The organism is Kitasatospora sp. NPDC059747 (genome assembly GCF_042732955.1).
Taxonomy (GTDB): domain Bacteria; phylum Actinomycetota; class Actinomycetes; order Streptomycetales; family Streptomycetaceae; genus Kitasatospora.
Genome location: NZ_JBHWGV010000111.1, coordinates 2,946 through 22,186 on the forward strand (window position 1 = coordinate 2,946; position 19,241 = coordinate 22,186).

The following is a 19,241-nucleotide window of genomic DNA, read 5'->3' on the forward strand; positions in this document are numbered from 1 at the left end:
CGTGGTGGGGGGCGTCCGCGCCCCCCCGTGGGGGGGGGGGGGCCCCCCCCCCCGGGGCGCCCCCCCCCGGGCCCTCCCCCGCCCCCCCCCCCCCCCGCGCGCGGGGGGGCGCGCGGCGCGCCCCCGGCCGCGGCGAGCAGGGGCGCCGTCGGGCCGGCCGGCGGCGCCGGGTCGAGGAAGACCCGAGGGGAGCCGCCGGTCACGCCCGGGTCGGCGAGGCCGGACGGGTCCTCGACGGTGTACGCGGCCGGCTTGATGATCGCGGTGCCGTCCGGGTTGAACTTCGGCAGCTCGGCCTGCGGTGCCGGCAGCAGGGCCTTGCCGTTGTCGACGTTGCCCTTGTCGTCCACGCCGTACAGCGCCTGGTAGATCCGGCGGATCGCGTCACCGGAACCGCCGGAGCCGGTGCCGCCCTGGCTGATGGTCATGACGACCGCGTAGTCCTTGCTGTACGTGGTGAGCCACGAGGTGGTCTGCTTGCCCTCGACCTCGGCGGTGCCGGTCTTGGCGTGCAGCTCGATCTTGCCCTGCGGCCAGCCGGCGCCGGCGAACTTCCAGGCCGCGGTGCCACTGGTGATGACGCCCGCGGTGGCCTGGTCGATGTAGCTGAGGAGCTTCTGGTCGCCGGGGAACTTGGCGTCCTCGTGCGGGGCGATCTCGCGGACGAGGTCCCCGCCCGGGCTTATCACCGCCTTGGCGATGGTCGGCCGGTAGAAGGTGCCGCCGTTGGCCAGCGCCGAGTAGATCCGGGCCATCTGGACCGGGGTGACGAGGGTGTCGCCCTGGCCGATCGCGAAGTTGACGGCGTCACCGGCGCGCATCTGGTAGCCGTCGACGCAGTTCTCCCGGGCGATCTGGTCGGAGAAGCTGTTGCCGCCCTTCTGCGCCTGCGCGCACCAGGCGTCCTTGTTGTTGTCGTAGAAGGACTGCTTCCACTGCCGGTCCGGCACCCGGCCGGGGACCTCGGCCGGCAGGTCGATGCCGGTCTTGGCGCCGAGGCCGAACTCGTGGGCGGTCTTGAAGAACCAGTCACCCGGGTCCTTCTTCGGCTTGATGCCGCCGTCCTTCATCCACTGGTCGTACGCCAGGCCGTAGAAGACGGTGTCGCAGGAGACCTCCAGCGCCTTCTCCAGGGAGATCGCGCCGAAGTTCTCGCTCTCGAAGTTCTTGAACTCGCGGCCGCCGATGGTCATGGCCTTCGGGCAGTCGTACCGGCCGTCGAGCGAGTAGCCGGCCTGCACCGCGGCGGTGGTGGAGACGACCTTGAAGGTCGAGCCGGGGGCGGACTGACCCTGTATGGCCCGGTTCAGCAGCGGGAAGTTGGAGTCCTTGCTGGTCAGCGACTGGTAGTCCTTGCCGCTGATGCCGCCCACCCAGAGGTTGGGGTCGTAGGTCGGGGCGCTCGCCATGGCGACGATCCGGCCGGTGTGCACGTCCATCACGACGGCGGCGCCGGAGTCGGCCTCGTAGTTGCGGTTGGTGACCTTGTCGAAGGTGTTCCTGGCGTCGTTCATGGCCTGCGCCAGGTTGTCCTCGACGACCTTCTGCACCCGGGCGTCGATGCTGGTGACCAGGTTGTCGCCGGTCTGCGGGGCCACCGTGCCGGCGGTGCCGATCACCCGGCCGAGGTTGTCCACCTCCAGCTTGGTGATGCCGGCGGTGCCGCGCAGGTCGCGGTCGTAGACCGACTCCAGGCCGGCCCGGCCGATCTGGTCGGCCGGCAGGTAGCGGTCCAGGCCGGTCTTGGCGGCGGTCTTGCTGACCTCGTCGTCGGTGACGGGCGAGAGGTAGCCGAGCACCTGGGCCATGTTGGCGCCCTCGGCGCCGGTGTAGCGGCGGACGGCGGTGGGCTGCGCGGTGATCCCGGGGAAGTCCTCGCGGCGCTCCATTATCTGCATCGCCTGCTGGGTGGTCGCCTCCTTGGTGACCGGGATCGGCTGGTAGGGCGAGCCGTTCCAGCAGGGCTGCGGCGTCTTGGCGTCGCAGAGCCGGACCTTCTCCTGCACGTCCTTGGCCGGCATGCCGAGCACGTCGGCGAGCCGGGCGAGCACCGCCTTGCCGCCGTCCTTCTGCTGGAGCAGCGAGGTGCGGCTGACGGAGACCACCAGGCGGGTCTCGTTGCCGGCCAGGATCCGCCCGGAGGCGTCCAGGATCTCGCCGCGCACGGCGGGCTCGACCACTTCGCGGATGTGGTTGCCGGTCGCCTTGGCGGTGTAGACGCTGGCGTTGCGGATCTGCAGGTACCACAGCCGCCCGCCGAGGGTGGCGAGCAGTGACAGCACCAGGATCTGCAGCACCACCAGACGGATCGTCACCCGCCGGGTTCGGCCGGTCTCGGGGATGTTGCTCACGTCTCGTGCGCTCCAGGGTGCGGGAGGGTCGGGAGGTCGGGGGCCGCGGGGCGGGGCTACGGGCGCCGGGCGAAGCCGGGCACGCGCCGCTTCCGGTAGCCGGGGCCCGACGAGACCTCACGGGTGGTGCGGTAGCGGGCCAGCGTGCCCAGGCCCGGGCCGCCCTCGTCGTCGTCGCTGGCGGCGGTCACCGGGTCGCGGCCGAAGCGGCGGCCGAGCAGCATCACCAGCGGCACGACGAACGGTGCCAGCAGCAGGTCGTACAGGAGGGCGCTGATCACCAGGCCGCCGAGCCCGACGTGCCGGGCCGCGGTGTCGCCGACCAGCGCGCCGACCATCGCGTACAGCAGGGTGGAGGCGACGGCCGCGGCCGCGACGACCAGCAGCGCGCTGGAGACGGACCGCTGGCGGCCGTGCTCCGGGCGCAGCAGTCCGGCGGCGTAGCCCATCAGGCAGAGCACGAGCGCGTAGCGGCCGATCGCGTGGTCGGAGGGCGGCGCGAGGTCGGCGAGCAGTCCGGCGCAGAAGCCGACGACGCAGCCGCCGGAGGGCCCGTAGACCATGGCGAGGCCGACGACGACGAGCAGCAGTATGTCCGGGGTGGCCCCGGGGAGCTGGAGCCGTCCGAAGACGCTGACCTGGAGGATCAGGCCGAACAGGATTAGGACGGCGGAGACGGGGATGCGGGCGAGGCGCATGGCTCAGTTCCCCCCAGTGGGCTTGGCGGGCGGTGCGGCGGGAGCCGTGGTGGCGGGCGCCGCCGGTGCGGCGGGGGCGGCCGGGGCCTGGCTCTGGCCGGCTGCCGGCGCGGGCGGCAGCACGCCGTCGCGCGGGTCGGTGCGCGGCGGCACGACGACGACGCCGACCAGATCCAGCCGGGTGAACTGGACGAACGGCTCGACCAGGACGGTCTTGGTCAGCTGGCCGGCGTTGGCCTGGACCTCGACGACCTTGCCGACCGGGACGCCGGGCACGAACGGGCGGCCGCTCTGCGAGCCGAAGGTGACCAGCCGGTCGCCGGCCTTGACCTGCGCCTTCCCGTTGAGCAGGGAGACCTTCATCGGGCTGTCGCCGCCGCCGGAGGCGAAGCCGATCTCCCCGCTGCCCTCCAGCCGGGCGCCGGCGGTGAAGCCGGGGTCGGAGGCGAGCAGGACGGTCGCGGTGGTGGGGGCGACGGTGGTGATCCGGCCGACCAGGCCCTGGCCGTTGATGACGGTCATGTCGCGGGTGAGGCCGTCGTCGCTGCCGGCGTCGATGGTGATGGTCCAGGAGAAGCCCTGGGCCGGGCCGATCGCGATGACCTGGGCGGCCTTGACGGTGTATCCGCCGGCGCCGGCGGTGCGCAGCAGGTCGTCGAGCTGCTTGGTGCGGCCGGCGGCCATGTCGGAGGAGGCGAGCTTCTGCCGCAGTTCGGTGTTCTCGCGGGCGAGCTGGTCGGTGCGGCCGCTGTTGGTGGCGGCGTCGCGGAAGGCCCGGACGGTGTTGGCGACCGGGTCGACGAGGGTGGATGCGCCGCGCTCGACCGGGCCGAGGACTCCGGCGGCGGCGCGCCTGGCACCGCCGAGCGGGGAGCTCTCACCGCCCTTGATGTCCACGGTGATGAGCGCGAAGGCGACGGCCACCAGCAGGATGAGCAGCAGCCGGCTCTCTCGTGTGTCCCTCACGGTGCTGGTACTGCCCCTTCGTACCTGGCCGGCCGCCGGGGCTGTGGGGCCCTGGCGGCGGCGGCCCGTTCAGTTGAGTGTCGGGTGTGTCGTCGGTGCTAACGGCGCGGCTGGGCGTCGAGTACCTGCTGGAGCGCCTCGAACTCCTCGACGCACTTGCCGGAGCCGAGCGCGACCGAGTCGAGCGGGTTCTCGGCGATGTGGATCGGCATGCCGGTCTCGCGGCGCAGCCGCTCGTCGAGGCCGCGCAGCAGGGCGCCGCCGCCGGTGAGCACGATGCCGCGGTCCATGACGTCGCCGGCGAGCTCGGGCGGGCACTGGTCGAGGGTGGTCTTGACCGCGTCGATGATCGAGTTGACCGGCTCGTCGATGGCCTCGCGGACCTCGGCGGCGGAGATGACGACGGTCTTGGGCAGGCCGCTGACGAGGTCGCGGCCGCGGATCTCGGCGTGCTCGTCCTTCTCGCCCTCCAGGCCGTAGGCGCTGCCGATGCTCATCTTGATCTGTTCGGCACTGCGCTCGCCGAGGAGCAGCGAGTACTCCTTCTTGATGTGCTGGACGATCGCGTTGTCGAGTTCGTCGCCGGCGACCCGGATGGACTGGGCGGTGACGATGCCGCCGAGGGAGATGACGGCGACCTCGGTGGTGCCGCCGCCGATGTCGACGACCATGTTGCCGGTGGCCTCGTGGACGGGCAGTCCGGCGCCGATGGCGGCGGCCATGGGCTCCTCGATGATGTGCACCTGGCGCGCGCCGGCCTGGGAGGAGGCCTCGATGACGGCGCGGCGCTCGACGCCGGTGATGCCGGAGGGCACGCAGACGACGACGCGGGGGCGGGCGAGGTAGCGGCGGCGGTGGATCTTGAGGATGAAGTAGCGCAGCATCCGCTCGGTGATCTCGAAGTCGGCGATCACGCCGTCCTTGAGCGGGCGGATGGCGACGATGTTGCCCGGGGTGCGGCCGATCATCTTCTTGGCCTCGGCGCCGACCGCGAGGATGCCGCCGGTGTTGGTGTTCACCGCGACGACGGACGGCTCGTTGAGCACGATCCCCTTGCCCCTGACGTACACCAGCGTGTTGGCAGTTCCGAGGTCGATCGCCAAGTCGCGGCCGATGAACGACAGGTTGCTCGCCATGGGGTGTAGGTGCCTTCCCGGGCTCGGAGTTCATGAGGGGTGGACGACTGCGTGCGCCCACGCTTGGGCGGAGACCAGCTGAGCTGCCTTACCGGGCCCTTGAGTCGCGTCCATCGTAGTCACGCCTCGCGGTACGGACGTCGACGTGGGGCATACCGTCCATTGTCCGGAGCGTGATCGCTTCTCCGAGGATTGGGACGCCGTGTCGGCACCCCCAGTTCCCTATTTCCCGATAAGAATGCCCCGGCCGGGCCAATGGTCCCGACCGGGGCAGTCCCTAAGTCCTCCGGGTGTGTCGCCCGGGCCGGCTCAGGCGTGCGCCGGGAAGAAGATCTTGATCTCGCGCTCCGCGGACTCGGGCGAGTCGGAGGCGTGGATCAGGTTCTCGCGGGTGATCGTCGCGTAGTCGCCGCGGATGGTGCCCGCGCCGGCCTCCAGCGGGTTGGTGGCGCCGGCCAGCATGCGGATGCCCGGGACGACGTCCTCGCCCTCGACGATCAGGGCGATCGACGGACCGGAGGTCATGAACTCCAGCAGCGGCTCGTAGAACGGGCGGCCGACGTGCTCCGCGTAGTGCTGCTCCAGCGTCGCCCGGTCGAAGGTGCGCAGCTCGACGGCGGCGAGCTGCCAGCCGGCCTTGCGCTCGATGCGGCTGATGATCTCGCCCGCCAGGCCGCGGCGGACGGCGTCGGGCTTGAGCAGGACGAGAGTGCGCTGGGACACGGTGCGTCTCCTGGGGAATCGGTTCGGCATACGGTATGCGGGTACGGCAGAGGTTACCTTGCGTGAGCGACCCGCCGGTTCCGCTGGTCTAGGCCTCCGCGGCGGCCGCGACGGCGGCGGCGCGGGCGGCCTTGAACTCGTCCACCTTGCGGCCGTAGTGCACCGAGCACCACCACAGGGCGGCGAAGACCACGCCGAGGCCGAACATCGTCGGCAGGATGAAGCCGCTGGCGATCAGGCCGATCTGCAGCGCCCAGCCGATCTGCACGGCGCCGGGCCGGTTGATCATGCCGCACAGCGCGATGCACAGCGCCATCGCGATGCCACTGACGATCCAGACCGAGGCCGTCGAGACGCTGGAGAGCCGCATCGCGACCAGCGCCGCGAACATGATCAGCAGTGCCTCGCCGATCAGCGTCGAGGAGCAGAGCGTCCTCATCTTCACTTCCTCCCGAGCAGCAGGCGGGCCTCGCCCACCGTGATGACCGAACCGGTGACCAGGACCCCGGCGCCGCCGAGGTCGCCCTCCTCCTCGGCGAGGGTGACGGCGGCGGCGATCGCGTCGTCGAGGCGGGGCTCGACCTGGACGCGGTCCTCGCCGAAGACCTCGACGGCGAGCGCCGCGAGCGCGTCGACGTCCATCGCGCGGTGGGTGGAGTTCTGGGTGATGACGACCTCGGCGAGGATCGGCTCGAAGGCCTCCAGCACGCCGGCCACGTCCTTGTCGCCCGAGGTGCCGATCACGCCGACCAGGCGGTTGAAGCCGAAGGACTCGGTGATCGCGGCGACGGTGGCGCGGGCGCCGTGCGGGTTGTGCGCGGCGTCCAGGATGATCGTGGGGCTGCGGCGGACGATCTCCAGGCGGCCCGGCGAGGAGACGCCGGAGAAGGCCTGGCGGATCTTGTCCACGTCGAGCTGCCCGCCGCGGGCGCCGCCGACGCCGAAGAAGGCCTCGACCGCGGCCAGCGCCAGCGCCGCGTTGTGCGCCTGGTACTCGCCGTGCAGCGGGATGAAGACGTCCTCGTACTCCTCGCCGCCGAGTCCGCGCAGCGTCACCAGCTGGCCGCCGACGGCGAGTTCACGGCGGATCACGCCGAACTCCATGCCCTCGCGGGCGACCGTGGCGTCCACCTCGACGGCCCGGCGCAGGATGACCTGGGCGGCGTCCAGCGGCTGCTGGGCGACCACGGCGACGGCGCCGGACTTGACGATCCCGGACTTCTCGACCGCGATCTCGCCGGTGGTGTCGCCGAGCTTGTCGGTGTGGTCCAGCCCGATCGGGGTGATCACCGCGACGGCGGCGTCGATGACGTTGGTGGCGTCCCAGGAGCCGCCCATGCCGACCTCGACCACGGCGACGTCCACCGGGGCGTCGGCGAAGGCCGCGTACGCCATGCCGGTCAGCACCTCGAAGAAGGACATCGGCACCGGCTGCTGCGCGTCGACCATCTCCACGTAGGGCGCGATGTCGCGGTAGACCTCGACGAAGCGCTCGGGGGCGATCGGGGCGCCGTCCAGGCTGATGCGCTCGGTGACGCTCTCCACGTGCGGGCTGGTGTAGCGGCCCGTGCGCAGCTCGAAGGCGTTGAGCAGCTGCTCGATCATCCGGGCGGTGGAGGTCTTGCCGTTGGTGCCGGTGATGTGGATGGAGGGGAAGGACCGCTGGGGCTGGCCCAGGATGTCCATCAACGCCTCGATCCGGTCGAGCGAGGGCTCCAGCTTGTTCTCCGGCCAGCGCTTGGACAGCTCGACCTCGACGTCGCGCAGGGCGTCGCCGGTGCCGCCGTCGGCGGGGCGGAGGGTGTACGGGTTCGGGTCGGCCTTGTCGCTCACGACCACAGTCTACGGAGGGTCGGCGGCCCGTCCTCACAGGGTGAGATCCGGGGTGAGAACGACCACTTTGCCCGGTCTTGACCCCCGATTCCCAGTTCACTCCCTTTACTATCGATTTAGCGAGTTGGAACCGCAATGAAGCATCGATTCGCATCCATGAGGAGCCAATAGCCTTTGATCATTGGGAGTGCCACGCCATGCCCGACGTCCTGCACGACTGGATCGTCCTCCGGCAGGACACGATCGTCCGGCTCGCCGGGCTGATCTCACTGCTGCTCGTCGCCTACATGGTCCTGGTGTTCGGCCGCTTCCTGGTCTACTGGGCCGGCTCCCGCCACGCCTTCAAGCGCAACCTCGCCGCCGAACCCGGCGACCCCGCCGCCTTCCAGTGGCACCTGGTCATCCCCTGCCGCGACGAGGAGGCCGTGGTCGCCCAGACCCTGGCCGGCCTGCGCGCCTCCGCGCCCGAGGCCCACCTGTGGGTCATCGACGACGACAGCGAGGACGCCACCCGCGAACTCGTCCTCGCCGCCGCGGCCCACGACAACCGCGTCCACCTCGTCCAGCGCCGCCGCCCGCACGCGCGGATCGGCAAGGGCGCCGCCCTCAACGCCGCCTACCGCGAGATCTCCGCCCGGCTGCCCGAGGACACCGACCGCTCCCGCGTCGTCATCGGCGTCGTCGACGCCGACGGACAGCTCGGCGCCGGCACCCTCGCGCAGGTGTGCAGCGACAAGGCGCTCGGCCGCCCCGACACCGGCGCCGTCCAGATCGGCGTGCGCATGCGCAACGCCGACGACGAGCTCCCGCTGCCCGGCCGCGGCCGCACCGCCAACGCGTTCGCCCGCGCGCTCGTGCGGATGCAGGACGTCGAGTTCCAGGCCAACAACGCCGGCATGCAGCTGCTGCGCCGGCGCACCGGCAGCGTCGGCCTCGGCGGCAACGGCCAGTTCGTGCGCCTCACCGCCCTCGACTCGCTCACCGCCGAGGAGGGCCGGGCCGGGCGGCCCTGGCCCGAGCGCGCCCTGCTGGAGGACTACGAGTCCGGCCTCGACCTGCGCCTGGCCGGCTGGCGCCTGACCCACGTCACCGAGGCCCAGGTCTCCCAGGAGGCCCTGGTCTCGCCGCGCCGCTTCCTCACCCAGCGCACCCGCTGGGCCCAGGGCAACATGCAGTGCCTGCGCTACACCGGCCGGGTGCTGCGCTCCCCGCACTACACGTGGCCGGGCAAGGCCGAGGTGCTGTACACCTTCCTGCAGCCGGTGGTCTGCGTGCTGCTCGTGCTGCTCACCCCGCTGTCGATCGTGATCACCGCGGCCGGGCTGGTGCTCTTCCCCGCCGAGACCGCCGACTTCCAGCTGCGGTTCGGGCCGTACATGGCCGTCGCCTTCGTCGTCGCCACGCTGCCGATGGTGTTCTGGGGCTTCGCCTACCGCACCCTCGTCCACCCCGACCGCCGCCGCCTGACCGGGCTGCTCTGGGGCGTCCTGGTGTGGATCTACGCCTACCACCTGTTCGTCGTCGCCACCCGGGCGGCCGTGCGGATGCTGCTCGGCCGCAACGGCTGGGCCAAGACCCGGCGCAACGCCGAGAAGGTCGCCGTCGGCGCCCCCACCGCCCTCGAATCCTGAGCCCCGACAGATACCCACGGAGCCTCCTCCCATGAGCACCTGCCTGCCCCCGTCCAGCGTCGCCGTCGTCCTCGGCACCCGCCCCGAGCTCGTCAAGCTCGCCCCGCTGATCCACGAACTCGGCGACGCCACCCGTCTGGTGCACACCGGCCAGCACTGGGACGAGGCCATGTCCGGCCGCTTCCTGCGCGATCTGGACCTGCCCCGGCCGGAGCTGCTCACCGGCGTCGGCGGCCGGCCGCGGGCCGGGCAGATCGCCCAGTCCCTCGGCCAGCTCGACGCCGCCTTCGCCGAGGACCGCCCGGTGGCCGTCGTCGTCCAGGGCGACACCAACGCCACCCTCGCCGGCGCGCTGGCCGCCAACGCCCGGGAGATCCCGCTGGTCCACGTCGAGGCCGGGCTGCGCAGCTTCGACCGGGCGATGCCCGAGGAGCACAACCGCGTCATGGTCGACCACGTCGCCGACCTGCTGTGCGCCGCCACCCCCGACAACGTCGCCAACCTGCGCGCCGAGTCGCTCGACGAGCGGCGGATCGCGCTCACCGGCAACACCGTCGTCGAGGTCGTCCGCCGCCAACTGCCGGACCAGGAGGCGCGCGCCGCCCTGCTCGCCGCGCACGGGCTGCGCCCCGACGGCTACGTCCTCGCGACCGTGCACCGCCCGGAGAACACCGACACCGCCGAGGCGCTCGGCGCCGTCCTCGCCGAGCTGGACCGCATCGCGCGGGCCGGCACGCCGGTGCTGTTCCCGATGCACCCGCGCACCCGGGCCGCCGTCGAACGCTTCGGGCTGGACGGGCTGCTGGAGCGGATCGCCGTCACCGGACCGGTCGGGTACGCCGACTTCCTCGGCCTCGCGAGCCACGCCGCGCTGCTGGTCTCCGACTCCGGCGGCGTGCAGGAGGAGTGCACCGTGCTCGGCCGCCCGCTGCTGGTGGTGCGCCGCTCCACCGAGCGCCCGGAGGCCGTGGACGCCGGCTTCGCCGCGCTGGTGCGGCCCGGCGAGGAGCTGGGCGAGCTGGCACACGCCTGGCTGTCCGACACCCCCGAGCGGCTGGCCCGGCTCGCGGCCACCCCGAGCCCGTACGGCGACGGCCTCGCCTCGGCGCGCATCGCCGAACTCACCGCCCGGATCGCCGAGTCCGCCCGGTCCGAGGCCGGCGCCGGCCTGCGGGCGGCGTAGTCCTGATCGCCAGTCGGGCTTGACAGCCGGATTGGTCTACTCCACCTTGTGAGGCAAGTCCCGTTTCCCGAGCGGGACTTGAGTTGTCGGTAGCTCCCGCACGCGCACCATCGACACCCCGGACGGCGCCGCCCCCACAGCACGCCGCCGGGCCTCCCCCACAGGAGATGGAGTCATGCCACCTGCCCGACACCGGCGGCGCCCGCGCGCCGTCCGCACCCTGCTCGCCGGGGCCGGCGCGATCGCGCTGGGCCTGAGCGGACTCGTCCTCGTCACCGGCACCGGCGCCCGCGCCGCGGACGTCGACCTGATCACCAACGGCGGCTTCGAAGCCGGCGCCCTCACCGGCTGGTCCTGCACCGGCGGCACCATCCAGAGCGCGACCGTCCACTCCGGCTCGTACGCGCTGCGGTCCACCCCGGGCGCGGGCGACACCGGCGAGTGCACGCAGACCGTCGCCGTGAAGCCCTCGTCGGCGTACACGCTGAGCTCCTGGGTGCAGGGCTCGTACGTCTACCTCGGCGCCCGCGGCACCGGTGGCACCGACCCCAGCACCTGGACGACGTCGGCGGGCTGGGCGCAGCTCAGCACCGGTTTCACCACCGGCCCGGCCACCACGAGCGTCACCGTCTACCTGCACGGCTGGTACGGGCAGGCGGCGTTCCTGGCCGACGACGTCTCGCTGGTGGGCCCCGGCGGCCCGCAACCGTCGCAGAGCCCGACGTCCCCCTCGTCCCCGAGCCCGACCGCCACGGGCAGCCCGACCGCCACGGCGACCGCGACGGGCAGCCCGACCGGCACCCCGACGAAGCCGCCGGGCCTGCCCAAGCACGTACTCACCGGCTACTGGCAGAACTTCGACAACGGCGCCGCCGTCCAGCGCATCGGCGACGTCCCGGCCGCGTACGACATCATCGCGGTCGCCTTCGCCGATGCCACCGCCACGCCGGGCGCGCTGAGCTTCACCCTCGACCCGGCCCTGTCCTCGCGCCTCGGCGGCTACACCGACGCACAGTTCAAGGCCGACATCGCGGCCAAGCGGGCGGCCGGCAAGCGGGTCGTGCTCTCGGTCGGCGGACAGAACGGCACCGTGTCGGTGGCCGACCCGGCGTCGGCGGCGAACTTCGCGGACTCCGCCTGGTCGCTGATGCGGACCTACGGCTTCGACGGGATCGACATCGACCTGGAGAACGGCGTCAACGCGACGTACCTGGGCCAGGCGTTGCACGCGGTCGCGGCCAAGGCCGGCAGCGGGTTCGTCCTGACCATGGCGCCGCAGACCATCGACATGCAGTCGACCGGCATGGAGTACTTCAAGCTGGCGCTGAACGTGAAGGACGTCCTCACCATCGTCAACATGCAGTACTACAACTCCGGCGCGATGAACGGCTGCGACGGCAACGTGTACGCGCAGGGGACCGAGAACTTCCTGACCGCGCTCGCCTGCATCCAGCTCCAGGGCGGGCTTCGGCCCGACCAGGTCGGGCTCGGGGTGCCGGCCTCGACCAGCGCCGCGGGCGGCGGGTACGTGAGCGCGGACGTCGTGAACGCCGCGCTGGACTGCCTCGCCGCCGGCACCGACTGCGGCAGCTACCGGCCCGGCACCACCTGGCCGGGGATCGGCGGGGCGATGACCTGGTCGACCAACTGGGACGCCTCGGCGGGCAGTCCGGTCGCCGGCACCATCGGCGCGCACCTGCACGCCATGCCGTGAGCCCGGCCCGGAGACCCGGGCCGGGTTCGGACCCCGGCTCAGACCCCGGCCCGGGCCTCCGGCACGTGCGCCGCACCGCCGCCGTGGCGACGGCGCAACTCGGCGGTGATCTCGCCGAGTTCGCCGTCGGGCAGGAACGGCAGCATCATCGCGACACCCTGCAGCAGGCCGCCGAGCAGGAAGGTGGTGTCGGCGTTCGCGGCGACCAGGCCGCGGACCTCCGCCACGTCCCCGACGGCCACGGCCTCGATCAGCCGGGCGGCGTCGGCGGTCTCCTCGTCCACGCAGACCGCGCCGGCGTCGACCGGGGCGCGCCTGGCCATCGCGCGCAGCACCTTGTCGCCGACCGCGGGGGCGTAGGCCTTGCGGACCGCCTCCGCGGCGATCCAGGCCAGCAGGGTCGTCACCTCGCGCTCGGCGTGCTCGGCGAGCAGCACGTCGAGCTCGTGGTCGAAGGCGAGCTGGTTGCCGTGCCGGAACGCGAGCAGCAGCGTCGCCGCCCTGGCCTTGGCCTCCTCGACCGCCTCGGCAGGAAGTTCGTCGACCAACTCTTCGGTCACCACCACGCCATGCCCTCCCGTCCGTTGGCTCAGCGAAACGCCCGGCAGAAACCCGCTGGTGCGCACCGCGCAAACTCAGAGCACACCGTACACATCCGACCTGCAAACTTCCGAGAACCCGCGCTGGCAAGACCGGAATGAATTCGAGCGGAATAGGACCTTACCCGGTCCAGGATGAATATTCGCCGGAAGGGAGCAATGGTGCTGGGCTATTCGGCGTAAACGGCGGAGGGGCCGTACTCCGCTCGGCGCGGAATACGGCCCCTCGTGGACCGGTGGGGCGGCTCAGCCCTGCGGCAGCGCCGCGAGCTGGGCGGTGATCCGGGCGATGTCGGCCTCGGCGGCCTCCAGGCGGGTCCGGATCTTGGCGACCACGTCGTCCGGCGCCTTGGCGAGGAACGCCTCGTTGCCGAGCTTGCCGGTGGTCTGGGCCTTCTCCTTCTCGGCCGCCGCGAGGTCCTTGGCGAGGCGCTTGCGCTCCGCCGCGACGTCGATGGTGCCGGAGAGGTCCAGCGCCACGGTGGCGCCGGCGACCGGCAGCGAGGCGGTGGCCGCGAAGCCCTCCTCGGGGGCGGTCAGCCGCAGCAGCGAGCGGATCGCGTCCTCGTGGGCGGCCAGCGCGGTGCCGTCCAGCTCCAGGGTGGCCGGGACGCGCTGGCCCGGCTTGAGGCCCTGGTCGGTGCGGAACCGGCGGACCTCGGTGACGACCTGCTGCAACGTGGCGATCTCCGCCTCGGCCGCGGCGTCACGGAAGCCGCTGTCCTTCGGCCAGTCGGCAATGACGACCGACTCGGCGCCGGTGAGCGTGGTCCACAGCGTCTCGGTGACGAAGGGCACGATCGGGTGCAGCAGGCGCAGCGTGACGTCCAGGACCTCGCCGAGCACCCGGCGCGCGGCGTCGGCCTGCGGGCCGCCCTTGGCCAGGGTGGTCTTGGAGAGCTCGACGTACCAGTCGAAGACCTCGTCCCAGGCGAAGTGGTACAGGCCCTCGGAGAGCTTGGAGAACTGGTAGTCGTCGTACAGGCCGTCCACCTCGGCGACGGTGCTGTTGAGGCGCGACAGGATCCAGCGGTCGCTCGCGGTCAGCTCCTCCGGCGCGGGCAGCGGGCCCTCGACGGTGGCGCCGTTCATCAGCGCGAAGCGGGTGGCGTTCCAGATCTTGTTGGCGAAGTTGCGGGACGCCTGGACCCAGTCCTCGCCGATCGGCACGTCGACGCCGGGGTTGGCACCGCGCGCGAGCGTGAAGCGCAGCGCGTCGGAGCCGTACTTGTCCATCCAGTCCAGCGGGTTGACCACGTTGCCGAAGGACTTCGACATCTTCTTGCCGTTCTGGTCACGGACCATGCCGTGCAGCGCGATGGTGTGGAACGGCGGGGTGCCGTCCATCGCGTAGAGGCCGAACATCATCATCCGGGCGACCCAGAAGAAGAGGATGTCGTAGCCGGTCACCAGGACGGAGTTCGGGTAGAACTTCGCGAGGCTCTCGGTCTGCTCGGGCCAGCCGAGCGTGGAGAACGGCCACAGGCCGGAGGAGAACCAGGTGTCCAGGACGTCGGTGTCCTGGTGCCAGCCCTCGCCGGCGGGCGGCTGCTCGTCCGGTCCGACGCAGACGACCTCGCCGTTCGGGCCGTACCAGACCGGGATGCGGTGGCCCCACCACAGCTGGCGCGAGATGCACCAGTCGTGCAGGTTGTCGACCCAGTCGAAGTAGCGCTTCTCCATCTCCTGCGGGTGGATCTTGACCTTGCCGTCGCGGACCGCGTCGCCGGCGGCCTTCGCCAGCGGGCCGACCTTGACCCACCACTGCATCGACAGCCGCGGCTCGATGGTGGTCTTGCAGCGCGAGCAGTGACCGACCGAGTGGACGTACGGGCGCTTCTCGGCGACGATCCGGCCCTCGGCGCGCAGCGCGGCGACGATCGCCGAGCGGGCCTCCAGGCGGTCCAGGCCGAGGAAGGGGCCGTGCACGGTGATGACGGCGTGCTCGTCCATCACGGCGATGTTCGGCAGGCCGTGGCGCTGGCCGATCTCGAAGTCGTTCGGGTCGTGCGCGGGCGTCACCTTGACGGCGCCGGTGCCGAACTCCGGGTCGACGTGGGCGTCGGCGACGATCGGGATGCGGCGGCCGGTGAGCGGCAGCTCGATCTCGGTGCCGACCAGGTGCTTGTAGCGCTCGTCCTCGGGGTGGACGGCGACCGCGGTGTCGCCCAGCATCGTCTCGGCGCGCGTGGTGGCGACGACGATGGAGTTCTCGCCCTCGCCGTAGCGGATCGAGACCAGCTCGCCGTCGTCGTCCTGGTACTCCACCTCGATGTCCGAGATGGCGGTCAGGCAGCGCGGGCACCAGTTGATGATGCGCTCGGCGCGGTAGATCAGCTCGTCGTCGAAGAGCTTCTTGAAGATGGTCTGGACGGCCTGGGAGAGGCCCTCGTCCATGGTGAAGCGCTCGCGCGACCAGTCCACGCCGTCGCCGAGGCGGCGCATCTGGCCGGAGATCTGGCCGCCGGACTCCGCCTTCCACTGCCAGACGCGCTCGACGAAGGCCTCGCGGCCCAGGTCGTGGCGGGACTTGCCCTCCTTGGCGAGCTCGCGCTCGACCACGTTCTGGGTGGCGATGCCGGCGTGGTCCATACCGGGCTGCCAGAGCGCCTCGTAGCCCTGCATCCGCTTGCGGCGCACCAGCGCGTCGATCAGCGTGTGCTCGAAGGCGTGGCCCAGGTGCAGGCTGCCGGTCACGTTCGGCGGCGGGATGACGATGGTGAACGGGGGCTTGTCGCTCTTGGCGTCCGCGGTGAAGTAGCCACGCTCTACCCAGCGCTCGTACAGCTCGCCCTCTACGTCCGCGGGGGTGTAGGTCGTCGGGAGGGTTGCCGCATCGTCCCCGGTGGTGCTCACGGGGCGCTGGTTCGTCGTGTCGGTCACGACGCACAGTTTACGTAACGGCGGGCTCGGGTTACGAACCGCTTTCGGTCCGCGGACACCGCGCTCCCGACCGGCTCCCCCGTCGGCGGCGTGCGGTACCGTGCCCGGACAATCGTCTGGATTTCCGGACGTACACGGGACAATTCCACACCAGACAGGCCGCGGGTGCGGCGGGGGAGCACAGACAGATGTACGGCCAGGGTCAGCAGTATCCGCAGGGACAGCCGCAGCCCTACGGGGGACAGCCCCCGTACGGCGCGCCGCAGCAGCCGCAGCCGCCGTACGGGGCGCCGCAGCCGCCGCAGCAGCCGTACGGCGCGCCGCAGCCCCAGTACGGCTATCCGCCGCAGGGCCAGCCGCAGTACGGCGCACCCCAGCAGCCCTACGGCGCGCCTCCGCAGGCCCCGTACGGCCAGCCGGGGTACCCGCCGCCGCCGAAGAAGGGCAAGGGCGGCCTGGTGGTCGGCCTCGTGATCGGCGCGCTCGTGCTCGGCGGCGGCGGCTTCGCCGCGTGGAAGGTCCTCGGCGGCAAGGACTCCTCGGGCGGCAACTACAAGCTCTCCGCCCCGCAGTCGCTGCCGGACGGCTACGTCAAGAAGTCGTCCGACGAGAAGCCGGCCGACCCCAACAAGCCCGAGTCCACGAAGTACGGCTCGAACCTCATCGGCGTGATCTCCAGCTACACCAAGGGCGCCGACCCGCTCGACACGATCTCGGTGATCGGCATCTACGGGCAGCTGAACAGCCCCGACCAGATCATCCAGGAGTCGAAGCAGGACAGCGGCGGCCTCACCTGGACGACGCCGATGACGGACTACCCCGCGAACGACAGCACGAGCTCCGCCGCGAAGCTCGCCTGCGGCGCCACCAGCATCATCGGCAAGCCCGGACCCGTGGTCTGCGTGTGGGCCGACAAGTCCACCTACGGCCACGTCAGCTTCAACCACGTCAGCATCACCGGCACCGCCCCGACCCCGCTCTCCCCGGCCCAGGCCGCGGAGAAGACCCGCGCCATCCGTGACGCGATGAAGGTGGCCAAGTGACCGACCAGAGCCCGTACGGCGCACCGCCGCCGCCCCCCAACCAGCCCTACGGGGCACCGCCGCCGCCCGCCGGCCAGCCCTTCGGGGCTCCCCCACCGCCCACCGACCAGCCCTACGGCGCCGTGCCGCCGCAGGCGCCGCCGCCCGGCTACCCCGCGCCCGACCAGGCCGGCTACCCCGGGTACGGGATGTACCCGCCGCCCCCGCCCCGCACGTCGCACAAGACGCTGTGGATCGTCCTCGGCTGCGTCTTCGGCGTGCTGCTCCTCGGCGGCGGCGCGCTCGCGTACTTCGTCTTCGACGTGACGAGCAACGCGGGCACCCAGAAGATCGTGATGCCGACGGCCTTCAAGGACCTCAAGGCCAACGACGACCCGACCACGACCCGGAAGATCCAGGACGAGATCACGTCCAAGATCGGCAACGGTGACGGCAACTGGAAGCCCACCGGCGTCGCCGCGGTCTACCAGGACGCGAACTCCGACCCGCAGCTGGTCGCGGTCGGCGTGTACGGCAAGGTCCTGCTGCCCAAGCAGGAGCTGGACCAGATGTTCCAGGGCTTCTCCGGCTCGGGCGGGCAGGTCGGCGACCGGCACGCGGTCGACCCCGGCCCCAAGGGCGGCACCATGGAGTGCGGGACGTCCGTGGACGGCGACACCAAGATGGCCGTGTGCGCCTGGGCCGACAGCAGCAGCCTCGTGATGGTGCTCAAGGGCGCCGACGACGGCACCCAGCCGGACGTGGACAAGCTCGCCGCCGACACCCGCGACCTGCGCGCGGTCGCCGAGGTGCCGAAGTAACCACGAGCCACCCACCGGGCGAACGGAACACGCGAGAGGGCCCCGCACCACGACGGTGCGGGGCCCTCTCGTTCAAGGCTTCAGGACTCAGGCGCTCTTCTCGCGCCGCTCGCGCTTGATCATGTCGCGCGGGACGAGCGTCGGGATCGCGTGCTTGGAGACCACGTCCCCGGTGACCACCACGCGGGCGACGTCCTGGCGCGAGGGGACCTCGTACATCACGGACATCAGCACCTCCTCCATGATGGCCCGCAGCCCGCGCGCGCCGGTGCCGCGCAGGATCGCCTGGTCGGCGATCGCCTCCAGCGCGTCACGCGTGAACTCCAGCTCCACGCCGTCCAGTTCGAAGAGCTTGCGGTACTGCTTGACCAGCGCGTTCTTCGGCTCGGTGAGGATCTGCAGGAGCGCCTCGCGGTCCAGGTTGTGCACGCTGGTGATCACCGGCAGACGGCCGATGAACTCCGGGATCATGCCGAACTTCACCAGGTCCTCGGGCATCACCTGACGGAAGTGGTCGCTCGCGTCCGACTCCCGCTTGGAGCGGATGTTCGCGCCGAAGCCGATGCCCTTGGCACCCGCGCGGCCCTCGATGATCCGCTCCAGGCCGGCGAACGCGCCGCCGACGATGAACAGCACGTTGGTGGTGTCGATCTGGATGAACTCCTGGTGCGGGTGCTTGCGCCCGCCCTGCGGCGGCACCGACGCGGTGGTGCCCTCCAGGATCTTCAGCAGCGCCTGCTGCACGCCCTCGCCGGAGACGTCCCGGGTGATCGACGGGTTCTCGCTCTTGCGCGCGACCTTGTCGATCTCGTCGATGTAGATGATCCCGGTCTCGGCCTTCTTGACGTCGTAGTCGGCCGCCTGGATCAGCTTGAGCAGGATGTTCTCGACGTCCTCGCCGACGTACCCGGCCTCGGTCAGCGCCGTGGCGTCCGCGATCGCGAACGGCACGTTGAGCATCCGGGCCAGGGTCTGCGCCAGCAGGGTCTTGCCGGAGCCGGTGGGGCCCAGCAGCAGGATGTTGGACTTGGCCAGCTCGATCGCGTCGTCGCGGCCGTTGCCGCCGCTGCGGCCCGCCTCGCCCGCCTGGACGCGCTTGTAGTGGTTGTAGACGGCCACCGACAGCGCCTTCTTGGCGAGGTCCTGGCCGACCACGTACTGGTCCAGGAACTCGTAGATCTCGCGCGGCTTCGGGAGTTCCTCGAAGCGCACCTCGGAGGTCTCGGCGAGTTCCTCCTCGATGATCTCGTTGCACAGGTCGATGCACTCGTCGCAGATGTACACGCCTGGGCCGGCGATCAGCTTCTTCACCTGCTTCTGCGACTTGCCGCAGAACGAGCACTTGAGCAGGTCGCCACCGTCTCCGATGCGTGCCACGAGGTGCTTCCCCTTCGCCAGGGGCCCCGCGGGGGTTCCGGGGCCTGGTGCTGTGGACCGTCAACGCCGACGGCGATCGGTCTCGCTATCCGACGGTACTCTGCCGGGCCCCTGATTCCGTCCTCTTCGCCGGGTCTGCCCTACGCCCTGGGCGAATTGATACCGAACAGATGCCGTCGCGGCGGCCGCCGAAGGGTCCGGGGCGGGGGGGGGGGGGCGGCCCGGCCCCCGCCCCCCCCCCCCCCCCCCCGCCCCCCCCCCCCCCCGGCCGGGGGGGGGGGGGGGGGGGGGGGTGGGTCTAGGG

The 19,241-nt window shown here is 71.7% G+C and carries 15 protein-coding genes; 5 read left to right on the forward strand and 10 right to left on the reverse strand.

Annotated elements, in window-relative coordinates:
* From mrdA to ACFV4G_RS34435, 7 genes are all read right to left on the reverse strand, one after another.
* Nucleotides 1–2,351 (reverse strand): penicillin-binding protein 2 (mrdA, locus tag ACFV4G_RS34405; RefSeq protein WP_380446118.1); only part of this gene is annotated, 2,351 nt, incomplete at its 3' end.
* Between the two features lie 56 nt (nucleotides 2,352–2,407).
* Nucleotides 2,408–3,049, reverse strand: a complete 642-nt coding sequence (gene mreD, locus ACFV4G_RS34410; RefSeq protein WP_380446119.1) for a rod shape-determining protein MreD — start codon at nucleotides 3,047–3,049, stop codon at nucleotides 2,408–2,410.
* A gap of 3 nt (nucleotides 3,050–3,052) precedes the next feature.
* Entirely contained in the window at nucleotides 3,053–4,015 is a 963-nt protein-coding gene (mreC, locus tag ACFV4G_RS34415) for a rod shape-determining protein MreC (protein WP_380446120.1), read from the reverse strand.
* 98 nt (nucleotides 4,016–4,113) lie between these two features.
* A complete protein-coding gene (locus tag ACFV4G_RS34420; RefSeq protein ID WP_329931217.1) occupies nucleotides 4,114–5,139 on the reverse strand; it encodes a rod shape-determining protein in 1,026 nt (341 codons plus the stop codon).
* 321 nt (nucleotides 5,140–5,460) lie between these two features.
* Nucleotides 5,461–5,874, reverse strand: coding sequence for a nucleoside-diphosphate kinase (ndk, locus tag ACFV4G_RS34425; protein ID WP_329931154.1), 414 nt, complete (start codon nucleotides 5,872–5,874; stop codon nucleotides 5,461–5,463).
* 88 nt (nucleotides 5,875–5,962) lie between these two features.
* On the reverse strand, nucleotides 5,963–6,313 hold the full coding sequence (locus ACFV4G_RS34430; protein ID WP_380446121.1) for a DUF4233 domain-containing protein: 351 nt from the start codon (nucleotides 6,311–6,313) through the stop codon (nucleotides 5,963–5,965).
* A gap of 2 nt (nucleotides 6,314–6,315) precedes the next feature.
* Complete coding sequence (locus ACFV4G_RS34435) at nucleotides 6,316–7,707, reverse strand: bifunctional folylpolyglutamate synthase/dihydrofolate synthase (RefSeq protein ID WP_380446122.1); 1,392 nt, start codon at nucleotides 7,705–7,707, stop codon at nucleotides 6,316–6,318.
* Between the two features lie 197 nt (nucleotides 7,708–7,904).
* On the opposite strand from ACFV4G_RS34435, the gene ACFV4G_RS34440 reads away from it, so the two are divergent.
* From ACFV4G_RS34440 to ACFV4G_RS34450, 3 genes are all read left to right on the forward strand, one after another.
* The gene (locus ACFV4G_RS34440; RefSeq protein WP_380446123.1) at nucleotides 7,905–9,338 is read left to right on the forward strand and encodes a glycosyltransferase; all 1,434 of its coding nucleotides are present in this window, start codon (nucleotides 7,905–7,907) and stop codon (nucleotides 9,336–9,338) included.
* 31 nt (nucleotides 9,339–9,369) lie between these two features.
* The gene (gene wecB / locus ACFV4G_RS34445) at nucleotides 9,370–10,521 is read left to right on the forward strand and encodes a non-hydrolyzing UDP-N-acetylglucosamine 2-epimerase (protein WP_380446124.1); all 1,152 of its coding nucleotides are present in this window, start codon (nucleotides 9,370–9,372) and stop codon (nucleotides 10,519–10,521) included.
* A gap of 175 nt (nucleotides 10,522–10,696) precedes the next feature.
* A complete protein-coding gene (locus ACFV4G_RS34450; RefSeq protein ID WP_380446125.1) occupies nucleotides 10,697–12,235 on the forward strand; it encodes a chitinase in 1,539 nt (512 codons plus the stop codon).
* A 38-nt stretch (nucleotides 12,236–12,273) separates the two neighbouring features.
* On the opposite strand, the gene ACFV4G_RS34455 is transcribed toward ACFV4G_RS34450, so the two are convergent.
* Together ACFV4G_RS34455 and ACFV4G_RS34460 are read right to left on the reverse strand one after the other, a co-directional pair.
* Complete coding sequence (locus ACFV4G_RS34455; RefSeq protein WP_380446126.1) at nucleotides 12,274–12,801, reverse strand: hypothetical protein; 528 nt, start codon at nucleotides 12,799–12,801, stop codon at nucleotides 12,274–12,276.
* A gap of 279 nt (nucleotides 12,802–13,080) precedes the next feature.
* A complete protein-coding gene (locus ACFV4G_RS34460) occupies nucleotides 13,081–15,717 on the reverse strand; it encodes a valine--tRNA ligase (protein ID WP_380446127.1) in 2,637 nt (878 codons plus the stop codon).
* Nucleotides 15,718–15,905: 188 nt separating this feature from the next.
* On the opposite strand from ACFV4G_RS34460, the gene ACFV4G_RS34465 reads away from it, so the two are divergent.
* On the forward strand, nucleotides 15,906–16,760 hold the full coding sequence (locus ACFV4G_RS34465; RefSeq protein ID WP_380446128.1) for a hypothetical protein: 855 nt from the start codon (nucleotides 15,906–15,908) through the stop codon (nucleotides 16,758–16,760).
* A complete protein-coding gene (locus ACFV4G_RS34470) occupies nucleotides 16,757–17,560 on the forward strand; it encodes a hypothetical protein (protein ID WP_380446129.1) in 804 nt (267 codons plus the stop codon). Before ACFV4G_RS34465 ends, ACFV4G_RS34470 begins: the two co-directional genes overlap by 4 nt.
* An 87-nt stretch (nucleotides 17,561–17,647) precedes the next feature.
* Here ACFV4G_RS34470 and clpX read toward each other — a convergent pair whose 3' ends face one another.
* The gene (gene clpX / locus ACFV4G_RS34475; protein WP_329931163.1) at nucleotides 17,648–18,937 is read right to left on the reverse strand and encodes an ATP-dependent Clp protease ATP-binding subunit ClpX; all 1,290 of its coding nucleotides are present in this window, start codon (nucleotides 18,935–18,937) and stop codon (nucleotides 17,648–17,650) included.
* Between the last annotated feature and the right edge of the window lie 304 nt (nucleotides 18,938–19,241).